This is a genomic window from Streptomyces sp. NPDC042638, from assembly GCF_040647235.1.
In the GTDB taxonomy this organism is placed as follows: Bacteria; Actinomycetota; Actinomycetes; order Streptomycetales; family Streptomycetaceae; genus Streptomyces; species Streptomyces rameus.
Genome location: NZ_JBEZBT010000008.1, coordinates 173562 through 187951, shown reverse-complemented (window position 1 = coordinate 187951; position 14390 = coordinate 173562). Strand labels below are relative to the sequence as shown.

The 14390-nt window shown below is 71.7% G+C and carries 14 protein-coding genes; 6 read left to right on the top strand and 8 right to left on the bottom strand.

All coding sequences use genetic code 11. The features are described from left to right. Positions 1 to 205 precede the first annotated feature (205 nt). Positions 206 to 3106 (bottom strand): FAD-binding and (Fe-S)-binding domain-containing protein, encoded by a 2901-nt coding sequence (locus AB0B40_RS10235; RefSeq protein ID WP_362263669.1) that lies wholly within the window; start codon positions 3104 to 3106, stop codon positions 206 to 208. A gap of 156 nt (positions 3107 to 3262) precedes the next feature. On the opposite strand from AB0B40_RS10235, the gene serC reads away from it, so the two are divergent. Together serC and AB0B40_RS10225 are read left to right on the top strand one after the other, a co-directional pair. After that, complete coding sequence (serC, locus tag AB0B40_RS10230) at positions 3263 to 4381, top strand: phosphoserine transaminase (protein ID WP_362263668.1); 1119 nt, start codon at positions 3263 to 3265, stop codon at positions 4379 to 4381. Positions 4382 to 4577: 196 nt separating this feature from the next. Continuing rightward, positions 4578 to 5318 carry an alpha/beta fold hydrolase gene (locus tag AB0B40_RS10225; protein WP_345051252.1) on the top strand — a complete coding sequence of 247 codons (741 nt, stop codon included), beginning with the start codon at positions 4578 to 4580 and terminating at the stop codon, positions 5316 to 5318. Between the two features lie 180 nt (positions 5319 to 5498). On the opposite strand, the gene AB0B40_RS10220 is transcribed toward AB0B40_RS10225, so the two are convergent. Further along, entirely contained in the window at positions 5499 to 6464 is a 966-nt protein-coding gene (locus tag AB0B40_RS10220) for a WD40 repeat domain-containing protein (protein ID WP_345051254.1), read from the bottom strand. Positions 6465 to 6562: 98 nt separating this feature from the next. Here AB0B40_RS10220 and AB0B40_RS10215 point away from each other — a divergent pair, with 98 nt between their 5' ends. Further along, positions 6563 to 7246, top strand: coding sequence for a GDSL-type esterase/lipase family protein (locus tag AB0B40_RS10215; protein ID WP_362263667.1), 684 nt, complete (start codon positions 6563 to 6565; stop codon positions 7244 to 7246). Between the two features lie 83 nt (positions 7247 to 7329). After that, positions 7330 to 7920: a Uma2 family endonuclease gene (locus tag AB0B40_RS10210; RefSeq protein ID WP_362263666.1), complete on the top strand. Its 591-nt coding sequence runs from the start codon at positions 7330 to 7332 to the stop codon at positions 7918 to 7920. Between the two features lie 169 nt (positions 7921 to 8089). Here the strand turns inward: AB0B40_RS10210 and AB0B40_RS10205 are convergent, their stop codons facing one another. The 3 genes from AB0B40_RS10205 to thpR all read right to left on the bottom strand — a co-directional run bounded on the left by AB0B40_RS10205 (position 8090) and on the right by thpR (position 10094). Further along, complete coding sequence (locus tag AB0B40_RS10205; RefSeq protein ID WP_093724609.1) at positions 8090 to 9079, bottom strand: aldo/keto reductase; 990 nt, start codon at positions 9077 to 9079, stop codon at positions 8090 to 8092. Positions 9080 to 9135: 56 nt separating this feature from the next. Then, complete coding sequence (locus tag AB0B40_RS10200) at positions 9136 to 9240, bottom strand: helix-turn-helix domain-containing protein (protein ID WP_345051465.1); 105 nt, start codon at positions 9238 to 9240, stop codon at positions 9136 to 9138. 281 nt (positions 9241 to 9521) lie between these two features. Beyond that, the gene (gene thpR / locus AB0B40_RS10195) at positions 9522 to 10094 is read right to left on the bottom strand and encodes an RNA 2',3'-cyclic phosphodiesterase (RefSeq protein WP_345051259.1); all 573 of its coding nucleotides are present in this window, start codon (positions 10092 to 10094) and stop codon (positions 9522 to 9524) included. 41 nt (positions 10095 to 10135) lie between these two features. On the opposite strand from thpR, the gene AB0B40_RS10190 reads away from it, so the two are divergent. Beyond that, complete coding sequence (locus tag AB0B40_RS10190) at positions 10136 to 10660, top strand: GNAT family N-acetyltransferase (RefSeq protein ID WP_345051260.1); 525 nt, start codon at positions 10136 to 10138, stop codon at positions 10658 to 10660. Between the two features lie 54 nt (positions 10661 to 10714). Here the strand turns inward: AB0B40_RS10190 and AB0B40_RS10185 are convergent, their stop codons facing one another. Together AB0B40_RS10185 and AB0B40_RS10180 are read right to left on the bottom strand one after the other, a co-directional pair. After that, a complete protein-coding gene (locus tag AB0B40_RS10185; RefSeq protein ID WP_345051262.1) occupies positions 10715 to 12058 on the bottom strand; it encodes an MFS transporter in 1344 nt (447 codons plus the stop codon). A 26-nt stretch (positions 12059 to 12084) separates the two neighbouring features. Continuing rightward, complete coding sequence (locus AB0B40_RS10180) at positions 12085 to 12522, bottom strand: MarR family transcriptional regulator (protein ID WP_184965703.1); 438 nt, start codon at positions 12520 to 12522, stop codon at positions 12085 to 12087. A gap of 154 nt (positions 12523 to 12676) precedes the next feature. On the opposite strand from AB0B40_RS10180, the gene AB0B40_RS10175 reads away from it, so the two are divergent. Then, positions 12677 to 12859 (top strand): ribbon-helix-helix protein, CopG family, encoded by a 183-nt coding sequence (locus AB0B40_RS10175; RefSeq protein WP_345051267.1) that lies wholly within the window; start codon positions 12677 to 12679, stop codon positions 12857 to 12859. A 16-nt stretch (positions 12860 to 12875) separates the two neighbouring features. On the opposite strand, the gene AB0B40_RS10170 is transcribed toward AB0B40_RS10175, so the two are convergent. After that, positions 12876 to 14327 carry an NCS2 family permease gene (locus AB0B40_RS10170; protein ID WP_345051269.1) on the bottom strand — a complete coding sequence of 484 codons (1452 nt, stop codon included), beginning with the start codon at positions 14325 to 14327 and terminating at the stop codon, positions 12876 to 12878. Between the last annotated feature and the right edge of the window lie 63 nt (positions 14328 to 14390).

Below are 14390 nucleotides of genomic sequence, written 5' to 3'. Positions count from 1 at the left end.
GTTCGGTCCAGGTGCTTGATCGGGTTCGTTCATCGCGATGTACTACCCGGTTCAGGGTAATGGACTTCGACAGGTGTGTGAACCCCTTTAGGAGCTGTCCCGGATGCCGGAACCGGAGGGCCGGCCCGCTCTTATGAAGCTGAGAGCTTCCCTTACTCGGCGACACCCCCCTCGGCCACTCCCTCCCCGGCCGCTCCTTCCGCGGTCACTTCGCCTCCCCCGTTCCCTCCGCGCCTCCTGCCCGCTGATCCAACGCCTCCGCCAGCACCTCCGCCAGGTGCCGCCCCCGCGCCCCGGCCAGGTGCTCCAGCTGGGTCCGGCAGGAGAAGCCGTCCGCCAGGACCAGCGTGCCCTCGGGGGCCTCCCGCACCGCCGGCAGGAGCTGCTCCTCCGCGCAGGCCCGGGACACCTCGAAGTGGCCCCGCTCGAAACCGAAGTTGCCCGCGAAGCCGCAGCACCCTCCGCTCAACTCACCGGTCAGGCCCGCCGACTCGCGCAGCCGGCGGTCGGCGCCGTCACCGAGCACCGCGTGCTGGTGGCAGTGGGTCTGGCCGGTGACCGGGCGGTCGACGGTGGGCGGCGACCAGTGCGGGGCATGCCGCTCCAGGGTCTCGGCGAAGGTGAGGACGGCCGAGGAGAGGCGGGCGGCACGCGGGTCGTCCGGGAGGAGTTCGGGGAGGTCGGAGCGGAGGGCCGCGGCACAGCTCGGCTCCAGGACGACCACCGGCACCCCGGCCCGCAGCACCGGCTCCATCAGGTCCAGCGTGCGGCGCAGTACCGCACGGGCGTGGTCCAGTTGGCCGGTGGAGACATAGGTCAGGCCGCAGCAGACCCGGCCCCGGCGGGCCGTCAGCAGCGCGGTGGCCGACCGGGATCTGCCGTCGCCGATCGCTCCTCCGCGCGGGACCAGCGTCGGCGGGAGCGCCACGCGCAGTCCCGCGGCCTCCAGCACCCGGACGGCGGCCCGGCCGACGGAGGGCGCCAGATGCTCGGTGAAGGTGTCCGGCCACACCGTCACCAGCTCCCCGGCGCCCCGCGCGGGCCTCCTCCTCCGCCACCACCCGCTGAACGTCTCCCTGGCCAGCCGGGGGATCTCCCGCTCCGGTGTGATCCCGCCCAGGCGCTTGACCACCCGCGCCAGCGGCCGGGCCGAGGCGAGCGCGTTGAACAGCGGAGCCGAGCGCGTCCGGGCCGCCCAGCGCAGCCACTGCGGCAGCCGGCCCATGCTGTGGTGGGCGGCGGGGCGGCGGCGGCCGGCGTAGTGGTGGTGCAGGAACTCGGCCTTGTAGGTGGCCATGTCCACGCCGACCGGGCAGTCCGAGCGGCAGCCCTTGCAGGACAGGCAGAGGTCGAGGGAGTCGAGGACCTCCGTGGACCGCCAGCCGTCGGTGACCACCTCGCCCGCCAGCATCTCGTGCAGCAGCCGGGCCCGGCCCCGGGTGGAGTGCTCCTCCTCGCCGGTCGCCCGGAAGGAGGGGCACATCACGGCGGGCCCGGCCGCCGTGGCCGTACGGCACTTGGCGACGCCGACGCAGCGGCGGACGGCCGCGCCGAAGTCACCGCCGTCCGCGGGATAGCCGAAGGCCACGTCGACCGGGCGGCGGGGCAGCACGGAGAAGCGGAGGTTCTCGTCCAGCCGCGCCGGGCGGACCAGCATGCCGGGGTTGAGCAGGTCGTCGGGGTCCCAGACCGCCTTGGCCCGCTCGAACAGGGCCACCGTCTCCTCGCCGTACATGCGGGGCAGGAGTTCCGCGCGGGCCTGTCCGTCGCCGTGCTCGCCGGACAGCGAACCGCCGTGGGAGACCACCAGGTCGGCCAGTTCCTCGGAGAAGCGGCGGAAGCGGCCGACGCCGGTCGCGGTGAGCAGGTCGAAGTCGATGCGGACGTGGACGCAGCCGTCGCCGAAGTGGCCGTACGGCGTGCCGCGCAGGCCGTGGGCCGCCAGCAGGGCCCGGAAGTCGCGGAGGTAGCCGCCGAGCCGGGCCGGGGGCACCGCGCAGTCCTCCCAGCCGGGCCACGCCTCCGTGCCGTCCGGCATCCGGGTGGCCGTGCCGCTCGCGTCCTCCCGGATGCGCCACAGCGCGCGCTGGGCCGCCGCGTCGGTCACGACCAGCGCGCCCACGGCATCGGCCGCGCGCACGATCTTCCCCGCGCGCGCCCGCGCCTCCGCCGCCGTCTCCCCGCCGGTCTCCACGAACAGCCAGGCGCCGCCCCCGGGCAGCCCGGCCCCGGCCGGCACCAGGTCGGCGGCCATGCCCTCCACCGTGAGCGGCCGCAGCGGCAGCAGGCCCGCCGCGGCCTCGGCGGCGGCGCCCTCGTCGGCGTACGCCAGCACGGCCAGGGCACGGGCGCGGGGGTTCTCCACCAGGCGGACCACCGCCTCGGTGAGGATGCCGAGGGTGCCCTCGGAGCCGCAGAAGGAGCGGGCGACGTCCGCGCCCTTCTCGGGCAGCAAGGCGTCCAGCGCGTAACCGGAGATGCGGCGGGGCAGCTCCGGGAAACCCGTGCGCAGCCTGGCCAGTTCCGCCTCGGCCAGCTCCCGCAGCCCGTCCGGGGCGCCCGCCCAGCCGGGGCCGAGCCGCAGCCGCCGCCCGCGCGCGGTGGTGACGGACAGCTCCCGCACGCTGTCCGCGGTCGTGCCCCAGGCGACCGAGTGGGAGCCGCACGCGTTGTTGCCGATCATCCCGCCGAGCGTGCATCTGCTGTGCGTGGAGGGATCGGGGCCGAACCGCAGTCCGTGCGGGGCGGCGGCCTCCTGGAGCCGGTCGAGGACGAGCCCGGGCTGCACGACGGCCGTACGGCTGCCCGGGTCCAGCTCCAGCAGGCCGGTCATGTGCCGGGTGAAGTCCAGCACCACGCCGGTGCCGGTCGCCTGCCCGGCGATCGACGTGCCGCCGCCGCGCGCCACCACCGGCACCCCGCGCGCCCGGCACACCTCCAGCACGGCGGCCACGTCGTCGGCGTCTCTGGGCGCCACCACCCCCAGCGGGACCCGCCGGTAGTTCGACGCGTCCATGGTGACCAGCGCCCGGGCGGTGGCGTCGAAGCCGACCTCGCCCCGGACGGCCTTGCGCAGCGCGTCCCCGAGACCCGCGAGATCTGTCATGCGTCCAGGATGCATCCCCTCACGGACAGTCACCGGAGGTTTTCCACAGCCCCGCCATGATCGTCGTACGACCTCACAAGTCCACGTGCCGGTGATCTCGTCTCATCGGACGGACACGTCTCCACCTCGCTTTCCGTCAGCGGTTAACCTCCTTCCGTGGCCGACATCCAGATTCCCGCTGACATCAAGCCCGCCGACGGACGCTTCGGCGCGGGCCCCTCCAAGGTGCGGACCGAGGCGCTGGACGCCCTCGCCGCCACCGGTACGTCCCTGCTGGGCACCTCCCACCGCCAGGCACCGGTGAAGAACCTGGTCGGCAAGGTCCGCGAGGGCATCTCCGAGCTGTTCTCCCTCCCCGAGGGCTACGAGGTCGTCCTCGGCAACGGCGGCTCCACCGCGTTCTGGGACATCGCCACGCACGGCCTGATCGAGAACAAGTCGCAGCACCTGAACTTCGGTGAGTTCTCCTCCAAGTTCGCCAAGGCGGCCAAGCTCGCCCCCTGGCTCGCCGACCCGACCGTCATCGCCGCCGACCCGGGCGACCACCCGGAGCCCACGGCCGAGGCGGGCGTCGACGTCTACGCCTTCACCCACAACGAGACCTCCACCGGTGTCGCCATGCCGATCAAGCGCGTGGCCGGTGCCGACGAGGGCGCGCTCGTGCTGGTGGACGCGACCTCCGGCGCGGGCGGCCTGCCGGTCGACATCGCCGAGACGGACGTCTACTACTTCGCCCCGCAGAAGTCCTTCGCCTCCGACGGCGGCCTGTGGATCGGCGTGTTCTCCCCGGCCGCGATCGAGCGCGCCGAGCGGATCCACGCCTCCGGCCGCCACGTCCCGGAGTTCTTCTCGCTCCCGACGGCGATCGACAACTCCCGCAAGAACCAGACGTACAACACCCCGGCCCTCGCCACGCTCTTCCTCCTGAACGAGCAGCTGGAGTGGCTCAACGGCCAGGGCGGCCTCGCCTGGTCCACGGCCCGCACGAAGGACTCCTCGACCCGCCTGTACAGCTGGGCGGAGGAGTCGAAGCACGCCACGCCGTTCGTCGCCGATCCGGCCAAGCGCTCGCAGGTCATCGGCACGATCGACTTCTCCGACGAGATCGACGCCGCCGCCGTCGCGAAGGTGCTGCGCGCCAACGGCGTCGTGGACACCGAGCCGTACCGCAAGCTCGGCCGCAACCAGCTGCGCGTCGCGATGTTCCCGGCGATCGACCCGGCGGACGTCGAGGCGCTGACGAAGTGCGTCGACTACGTGATCGAGAAGCTGTAGTCGTTTCCCGTACGACGGCGAAGGGCGCCCGGCGAACACGCCGGGCGCCCTTCGTGTGCGCGATGCCCACGCCGACTGCCGGAGGTACGAGGCTCCTCGGCGCCGCTGGTTCGCGGGCAACGGCTGGAATCTCCCCCAGGGGGAGGTCCTACCGTGTCGGCCGGACGCACGGGCGATGCTTCGAAAGAGGGCTGTGATGACGACGTTTCTGCTGGTCCCGGGACTTTTCATGGGTGGCTGGGCGTGGGAGGCGGTGACCGCCGAGCTGACCGCGCAGGGACACCGGGCGCTTGGGGTCACGTTGCCCGGCATGGCCGAGCGGGCGGGGGAGGACCCCGCCGGTGTGGGGCTGGGCGAGCACACCGACGCCGTGACGGCACTGCTCGACTCGGAGGGACCGGGGGTTGTGCTGGTGGCGCACAGCTACGGCATCTTCCCGGCTCTCGCGGCGGCCGACCGGCGCCCCGGGCAGGTCGCCCGGGTGGTGTTCGTGGACACCGGCTTCCCGGAGCCGGGTGAGTCGGTGGTGGCGCAGATGCCGCAGCTCGGCCTGCTGGACCGCGTCCTCGGCGGTGTCATCCCGGTGCCCGAGGAGATCCCGGCGGTGCACGCCGTCCCGCCGGCGGAGCTGGAGCGCTACCACCGGCTGGCCACCCCGCAGCCGGTGCGGACCGTCACCGAGCCGATCGAGCTGACCGGCGCCTGGCTCAAGCTCCCGACCACCGGGGTGTTCTGCCTCGCGAACGGCCTCAGTCTGGAGTTCGCCCGCACGCTGCACGGCACCGGCCTGCCGCGGTTCGCCAAGCTCGCCGAACCCGGAGTCACCTTCTTCGAACTGGCCACCGGGCACTACCCGATGCTCTCCGCCCCGGTGGAGCTGGCCGGCGTCCTGGTGCGCGCGGCGGCCGGCGAGGGCGTCGGCCTGTACGAGGACTGACCGTCCGCCGGCCGGACCCTCGCCTCGGTGCGGGTCCGGCCGCGTGGTCGGCGTGGGCCGCGCGCCAGGGCGTTGCGCGCTCCCATGCGCCGCGCGCCTCCCGGGAAACTGAGACACCATGGGCACGCCGAGGCTTGCGACGAGCCTCGGTACAGCCGTGCCGCCGTACCGCCTCCCGCGTCAGCTCCGCCGCAGCCGCCGCAGCCCGAACAGGGCGGCCAGGCCGGCCACGACGATCACCGCGCCCACCTTGAGGCTCCCGCCGCTCCCCTTGTCCGCCGAGGAGCCCGAACCGCCCGCCGCCGAGGGCGACTTGCCGGCGGGCCGGTCGGGGGCGTCCTTGGCCTGTACGGCACTGTCCGCGCCCTCGCTGCCGTACATCAGCCTGGTGCCGTCGGCGGAGTAGGACACGGACTCGCCCTGCCCCTGCAAGGGCACGTCCAGGGCCGACCTGCGCTTGATCCGGCCGCCGTTCCAGTCGTAGTAGATGCCGCCGAGGTAGCCGCGCACGGCGAGGTGGCGGCCGTCGGGGGAGAAGGCGGCGTCGGTGGCCCAGAGGTCCACGGGCGCCACAGGCCGGAAGACGTTCGCGCCGGACGTGGAGAGGGTGGCCGGGCCTTCGTACAGGTGCCCGCCGTCCTGCTTCTTGTCGATGATGTAGACGCGGCCGGTCTTCGGGTGGACGAGCAGCGACTCCGCGTCCCGCGGGCCGTTCTCGTACTTCACGACGTACTGCGTGGCCGTGACCGTCTGGTCCGTCAGCCGCTTGGGCTCGGGCAGCTTGTAGATCCACACGTACGGCCACTTGCCGCCGAGGTTGTCACCGATGTCACCGGCGTAGATCTCGTTGTGCGGCCCGATGGAGATCGCCTCGACGTCCCTCGGGGAGCCGATGCCGCGCAGGGTGATCCGGGCGACGGTCCTGCCGGTGGCGCTGTCCACGGCGTACAGGTACGGCCCGTCGTCGCTGTCGTTGTGCGTCCAGTAGACACCGGGGTGCAGCCGGGAGGCGGCGAGTCCGCTGGACTCGGTGACCCGCGGGTCCTTGATGGTGAACCCCTGGTCGCCGGGGGTGTCGGCGGAGGCGGGCAGCGCGCAGGCACCGGCGAGCAGCAACCCGGCGAGAAGGGCGAACGGTCGACGCATGCCCCAAGCCTGCCATTTCCGGCGGGGGTTCGGCCGACGTGGTCCGCCTCACAGACCCCGCGGTCCCACGGGCCCCGGAGATCGTCCATCATGACCGGATGCTGAGGTTCATGCCCGTGGGCGACTCCATGACGATAGGGAGCGCGGGCGAACACACCTGGCGTCACCGTCTGTGGCGGCACCTGTGCGCGACGTACGGCGGCCCGTTCACGTTCGTCGGCCCGCGCGAGACGCTGTACGACAAGCAGGCCGACGCCCCGACGTCCCTCGCCTACGCCGACCCCGACTTCCCGCGCGCCCACCTGGCGGGCTGGGGCGAGGGCTGGCTGCACATGGCCCCGCTGATCGGCGACGCGGTACGGGCCCACCGCCCCGGCGTCCTCCTGGTCTCCCTGGGCCTGATCGACCTGGGCTTCTACACCAACGCCGAGCAGACGGGGGAGAACGTACGGGCCTTCGTCGCCAACGCGCGGGAGGCGGACCCACGCATCCGGATGGTGGTGCTGCCGGTCATCCCGAACATCCGGGCCGCGGCGGACGAGGCCTTCGCCGACCAGGTGGACCGGTTCAACGTGCTGCTCGCCAAGACGGTGGCCGACCTGGACGGGCCCCGCTCCCCGCTGCTGCTGGCCTCGGCCCCGGAGTCGTACGACATCCACACCGACACCTACGACGGCACGCATCCCAACGCGCGCGGCGAGCACCTGATCGCGAAGGCGTTCGCGGGGGCGATGTGGCAGGCGTGGGGGGTCGGACAGGCGTACGGGGCTGGAACGGCCTGACCGGAGTCCGCCGTCTCCCGGCGGGCGTGCCTATCGTTGTACAGCGCGGCCGCGCTGAGCGACGGGGCGGCCGGGGTGCCACGATGACCGTCCTCGAAGACAGGACCGAGATGGCCGACGCCGACGCGAACACCCAGGGTCTGGACGAGTTGTTCGAGCGCCTGGAGCGGATGCCCGTCCCCGAAGGATTCAGGGTCGAGATCGTCGGGGGCTACATCTTCATGGCGCCGCAGCGGGACTCTCACTGGGGAATCACCTTCCGTATCGCGAGCGCCGTCGCGAAGAGGTTCGGGATGGACAGGGTGTTCTCCGACGTTCGTATCGACTTCCCGGGTGACAAGAACGGCTTCTGCCCCGACGTCGCCCTGCTCAAGGAGTCGGCGAAGAAGGACGACAAGGGTCACTGGCGGTACCAGGACGTCGAGTTCGTCGCCGAGGTCATCTCCCAGGGCACCGCCTCCAACGACTACGGCCCCAAGAGGCTCGCCTACGCGGAGGCCGAAGTCCCGCTCTACGTCATCGCCGACCCCTGCCAGGGGCGCTGCTTCGTCTACACCGACCCCAAGGACGGCGACTACGGGACCCGGACGGCGGTGGACTTCGGCACCGGCCTCGACCTGACCGGCACGGTGGTCGACCTCGTCCTGCCGACCGACGGCTTTCCCCGGGACTAGGGCGCCGCCTGCCGCGCGACACCCGGCCCACAAGCCCTTGTCTGGAGCGCACTCCAGGCCGTCCGCAGGAGCGGTGAGCGTCAACCCCGAGTGGAAACGACGAAGCCGCCGCCTCCCACTCGCCTCGAACGCAAGCAGAAGGCGACGACTCCGACACAGACCCGCTACCTCACCATGCGAAGGCTTCGGGAGACGGTCCGGGACCGGGGAAGATCTCGTCCAGAGACGTCAGCAGTTCCTCGCTCAGCTCCAGCTGTAGGGCGCGCAGCGCCGAGTCCAGCTGCTCCTGCGTGCGAGGGCCGACGATCGGGCCGGTGACGCCGGGGCGGGTCAGCAGCCAGGCCAGTGCCGCCTCACCGGGCTCCAGGCCGTGCTTGTCGAGGAGGTTCTCGTACGCCTGGATCTGCTCGCGTGTCTTGGTGTCCTTGAGCGCGTCGGCAGCGCGGCCGCTCGCCCGGCGCCCCTGTGTGGCCTCCTTCTTGAGGACGCCGCCGAGCAGTCCTCCGTGCAGCGGAGACCAGGGGATGACACCGAGGCCGTAGTCCTGCGCGGCCGGGATGACCTCCATCTCGGCGCGGCGCTCAGCGAGGTTGTAGAGGCACTGCTCGCTGACCAGGCCCATGCGGCCGTGCCGGGCCGCGGTCTCGTTGGCCTGGGCGATCTTGTAGCCGGGGAAGTTGGACGACCCCGCGTAGAGGATCTTGCCCTGCTGGACCAGGACGTCGATCGCCTGCCAGATCTCCTCGAATGGCGTCGACCGGTCGATGTGATGGAACTGGTAGATGTCGATGTAGTCGGTCTGCAGCCGCTTGAGGGAGGCGTCGACGGCCCGTCGGATGTTCACCGCGGAGAGCTTGTCGTGGTTGGGCCAGACGTCCCCGTCGCCCGCCATGTTCCCGTACACCTTGGTGGCGAGGACGACCTTGTCGCGCCGCCCGCCACCCTGGGCGAACCAAGTTCCGATGATCTCCTCGGTGCGGCCCTTGTTCTCACCCCACCCATAGACGTTGGCCGTATCCAGAAAGTTCAGACCCGCGTCGAGAGCGGCGTCCATGATGCCGTGGCTGGTTGATTCGTCTGTCTGCGGACCGAAGTTCATCGTGCCGAGAACGAGTCGGCTGACCTTGAGTCCGGTGCGTCCGAGCTGGGTGTACTTCATGGGCCACAAGCCAACTGCTTCGAGTCCGCTCCAGGCAAGGGCATCAGGTTCCGCCGTCAGGAGTCGTCTCCGAGGCGCCGGTACAGCGTGGCCCGGGAGACGCCCAGAGCCTTGGCGATGGCACTGACGCTCTCTCCCTTCGCCTTCCTCGCGCGGGCCACGGTCAAGCGAGGAACTGCTGACCGGCCTGGACGAGATCTTCCCGGGCCCGGGGCCGTCCCCGGAGGCCTTCGCCTGGTAGGCGCCGGGAGGGGCAGCGCTCCGCGAGGGGCGCGGGGAACCGCACGCCCGGCCACCACGGCCCGCGGCGGAAGGACGGGCGCGGTTCCCCGCCGCTCCCCTGCCTCAGCGCATCGCCGAGGCCAGAGCCACCACGACGAACAACAACACAAGCGCACCGGCCATGATCCGGTTCCGGGTTTTCGGGTCCACGTATTCGAGACTAACCGCCCGCGCCCAGTGCCCAGCGTGCGACCACCTCGTACCGCGGCTGCTCCCCCGGCACCCCGGACCTCGGCAGCTCACTCCGTACCAGCGCCACGTCGGTGACGCTCCAGCTCCGGCCGGCGAACTCGTGGAGCAGACCGACGAAGGGCCCCACGTCCACCGCGTCCCGGCTGCGGGCCAGCGTCAGATGGGCCTGGTAACGGCGGTGCTCCCCCATCGGCATCCCAGCCTTGCGCGCCGCCGCCTCCGCCCGGCCGGCCAGCAGCCGCAGCTCCGCCACGTCTCCCCGGGCGCCCGCCCACAGCGCGCGGCCCTGGCCGAACTGGCCGCCGCCCGCGACGGCGAGCGTGAAGGGGGCCGCCCGCCGCGCCGCGCGGGCCAGGCGGTCCGACAGGGCCGGGACCAGGTCGTCGGCGACCTCGCCGTAGAAGGCGAGGGTGAAGTGCCAGCCGGGACGGCCGGTCCAGCGCAGCCGGCCGGCGCCCGGCAGCTGCCGCAACCGGGTCACCTCCGCGGCGAGTTCGTCCGCGATGTCCTCCGGGGGCAGTACGGCGGCGAAGAGTCTCATGGACCTCACGATCCCAGACCCCCGGCGGGCATGATGGGGCGATGACGATCACCATTCGTGACGGCGGCCCCGGCGATCTCCCCGCGATACTCGGCATGCTCGACAGCAGCGTGGAGTGGCTCGTCTCACAGGGGCGCACGGTCCAGTGGGGCACCGAGCCCCTGTCGCGGCACGAGAAGACGGTGGCGGCGGTCGTACGGGCCATGGACGAGGGCACCACGTACATCGCCGAGGTCGACGGCGTGCCGGCCGCGACCCTCACCCTCACCGACGGGCCCGGCTCCTACCTGTCCCACCTTCCGCCGCCCGGTGAGCCCGAGCGGTACATCCACTGGCTCGCCTCCGACCGCCGCTTCAAGGGGCGGGGCGCGGGCGGCGCGCTGCTGGAGCACGCCGCCGAGGTGACCCGGCGGGCCGGCGTGCGCCTGCTGCGCGTGGACTGTTACGCGGGCGGGGACCGCGCGCTCGTCGCCTACTACGAGGCCCACGGCTTCACCCCGGCGCACACCTACACCCACGGCCCGGACGACTGGCCGGGACAGGTGCTGGCCCGGAGGGTCGGCTAGCCCCCTCCGGGACCTCTGCTCCGGGATCCCTGGTGCCCCGGCCCCGCGGGACGCTCAGGCGGCCGTCGCCAGCTGTTCCCGCTCGCGCGGGACGAACCGGACCCGCGGGTGGCCGCGGTGCCAGCCCACGGACAGCCGCAGGTCGCCGACGCGGGCCAGGACCAGCCCGATCGCGCCGGCCGCGAGGGCGGACACCACCCCGCCGGCCGCGAAGCCGATCCGGGCGCCGTAGGTGTCGGTGATCCAGCCGACCACCGGCGCGCCCAGCGGCGTGCCGCCCATGAACACCATCATGAACAGGGCCATCACCCGGCCGCGCATGGCCGGGTCGGTGCCCATCTGCACGGCGGTGTTCGCGGTGACGTTCACCGTCAGGCCGAAGATCCCGATCGGCACCATGAGCAGCGCGAACAGCCAGTACGACGGCGCCACCGCGGCCACGATCTCCAGCGTGCCGAAGGCCAGCGCGGCGGCGGTCAGGACCCGCAGCCGGGCCGTGCCGCGCCGGGCGGCCAGCAGCGCGCCGACCAGCGAGCCGACGGCCATCAGGGTGTTGAAGAGGCTGTAGGCGCCGGCTCCGGCGTCGAACACGTCGTCCGCGTAGGCGGAGAGCCACACCGGGAAGTTGAAGCCGAAGGTGCCGATGAAGCCGACCAGGACGATCGGCCAGATCAGCTCCGGCCGCTTCGCCACATAGCTGAGCCCCTCCCGCAGCTGGCCCTTGCCGCGCGGGGCGCGCCGCACCACGTGCAGTTCACGGGCGCGCATCAGCAGCAGGCCGGCGATCGGCGCGGCGAAGGACAGGCCGTTGGCGAGGAACGCCCAGCCGGTGCCCACACCGGTGATCATCAGGCCGGCCACGGCGGGGCCGACGAGCCGGGCGGACTGGAAGTTCGCCGAGTTCAGGCTGACCGCGTTCTGCAGCTGGTCGGGACCGACCATCTCCGAGACGAAGGACTGGCGGGCCGGGTTGTCGACCACCGTGGCGAGACCTACGGCGAAGGCGGCGACGTAGACGTGCCAGACCTGGACATGGCCGGTGAGGGTCAGCGCGGCGAGCGCGAGACCGGTGAGGGCCATCGAGGACTGGGTGACCAGCAGGGCGGGCCGCTTGGGCAGGCGGTCCACGAGGACGCCGCCGTACAGACCGAACAGCAGCATCGGCAGGAACTGCAGGGCCGTCGTGATGCCGACGGCCGCGGAGGACCCGGTGAGGCCGAGGACCAGCCAGTCCTGCGCGATGCGCTGCATCCAGGTACCGGTGTTGGAGACGGCCTGGCCGACGAAGAAGAGGCGGTAGTTCCGGATCTTCAGCGAGCTGAACATCGAGGACTTGCGGGAAACGGGGGTGGTAGTGGTCGGTGCGGGGGCGGAAGGTGCTCCGGATCCCGTACTCAAAAGGGTCCCCTCCTTGGGTGGTGCGCTTACAGGTGTGCGAGCTTCTCCAGCACGGGGGCGGCGGCGCGCAGGGCGGCCCACTCGTCCTCGTCGAGGCCCTCGACCAGGCCGGCCAGGAACGCGTTGCGCTTACGGCGGCTCTCTTCGAGCATCGCCTCGGCCTGTTCGGTCTGGGTGACGACCTTCTGGCGTCGGTCCTCGGGGTGCGGCTCCAACCGGACCAGTCCCTTGGCTTCGAGCAGCGCGACGATGCGGGTCATCGACGGCGGCTGGACGTGCTCCTTGCGGGCGAGTTCGCCCGGGGTGGCCGAGCCGCAGCGGAAGAGGGTGCCGAGCACCGACATCTCGGTGGGGCTCAGCGACTCGTCGACCCGCTGGTGCTTGAGGCGACGGGACAGCCGCATCACGGCGGAGCGGAGGGCGTTCACGGCGGCAGCGTCGTCGCCATGGGTAAGGTCCGGCATGTTCTTTAGGGTAACTCATTACCCTGACTAAAGACCACCGGGCGCGCCCGCGGTGCCCGTGACACCCGCCACCGAACCCATCGATCACCCGAACGGGTGAGCCGGTGCGGGAAAGCGACGCACCGGACGGCCGGATGTGGCGACCCTCGTACGCATGGGGACCAGCGTGCTCAGCCTGCGGATAGACGGGGAGCTGCTCGAAAGGCTCCGGAACCACGCGGCGAGAAGAGGAATGAGCGTCCAGGACTATGTCGTCCGGACGCTCATTCGCGATGACTTCGACGAGCGGTTCCAGACCGCCGTCGAGGAGACGGAGAGGTTCTACGGGGTCACGTGACGGCTCACGCGCGGGCTCAGGTCAGGCCCAGGGCCGGCATCAGGTAGTAGAAGGCGAAGACCGCCGAGACCACGTACATCGGCACCGGGATCTGCCGGGCGCGTCCGGCGACCAGGCGCAGCACCGTGAAGGTGATGAAGCCCATGCCGATGCCGTTCGTGATCGAGTAGGTGAACGGCATCATCAGCATCGTCACGAAGGCGGGGATCGCGATGGTGTAGTCCGCCCAGTCGATCTCCGTGACGGAGTTCGACAGGATCAGGAAGCCGACCGCGACCAGCGCCGGGGTGGCCGCCTGGGACGGGACCATCGTCGCGACCGGGGTGAGGAACAGCGCCACGGCGAACAGACCGCCCGTGACGACGTTCGCGAGGCCGGTACGGGCGCCTTCGCCGACGCCCGCCGTGGACTCCACGAAGGCGGTGGTGGCCGAGGAGGAGCTGGCACCGCCCGCGGCGACGGCGAGGCCGTCGACGAGCAGGACCTTGTTGATGCCCGGCATGTAGCCCTGGGCGTCGGTCAGCTTGGCCTCGTCACTGATGCCCATGATCGTGCCCATCGCGTCGAAGAAGCACGACAGCAGCACGGTGAAGACGAACAGGATGCCGGTCAGCACGCCGACCTTGGAGAAGCCGCCGAACAGGCTGACGTGCCCGACCAGGCCGAAGTCGGGGGTGGCGACCGGGTTGCCCGGCCACTTCGGCACCGTCAGGCCCCAGGAGGGGACCGTGGCGACCGCGTTGACGACCACCGCGAGCACGGTCATGCCGACGATGGAGATGAGGATCGCGCCCGGCACCTTGCGGACCATCAGCGCGAAGGTGAGCAGCGCGCCCAGGATGAACACGAGCACCGGCCAGCCGGTGAGGTGGCCGCCCGTGCCCAGCTGGAGCGGGACGGTGGTCTGGGCGGCGTCCGGCATACGGGTGACGAAGCCGGAGTCGACCAGGCCGATCAGCATGATGAACAGGCCGATGCCGATCGAGATCGCCTTGCGCAGACCGAACGGCACGGCGTTCATGACGCGCTCGCGCAGACCCGTGGCGACCAGCAGCATGACCACGAAACCGGCCAGTACGACCATGCCCATGGCGTCCGGCCAGGACATGCGGGGCGCCAGCTGGAGCGCGACGACCGAGTTCACACCGAGGCCGGCGGCGAGCGCGATCGGCACGTTGCCGATGACACCCATGAGCAGCGTGGAGAACGCGGCCGTCAGCGCGGTCGCCGTCACCAGCTGGCCGTTGTCCAGATGATGCCCGTACATGTCCTTCGCGCTGCCGAGGATGATCGGGTTCAGCACGATGATGTACGCCATCGCGAAGAAGGTGGCGAGACCGCCACGGACTTCCCGGGCGACGGAGCTGCCGCGCTCGGAGATCCTGAAGTAGCGGTCGAGGGCGCCGAAACCGGGCGCACCGCCCGGCTTCTCGGGGGTGGGGACCTTGGCGGGTGCCGAGGTGGACATGCGCGATCCTCATCACCAGCGGGGTTCCCCCGAGCCCCGTTGGAGTTTCATACGAGCGGAAGT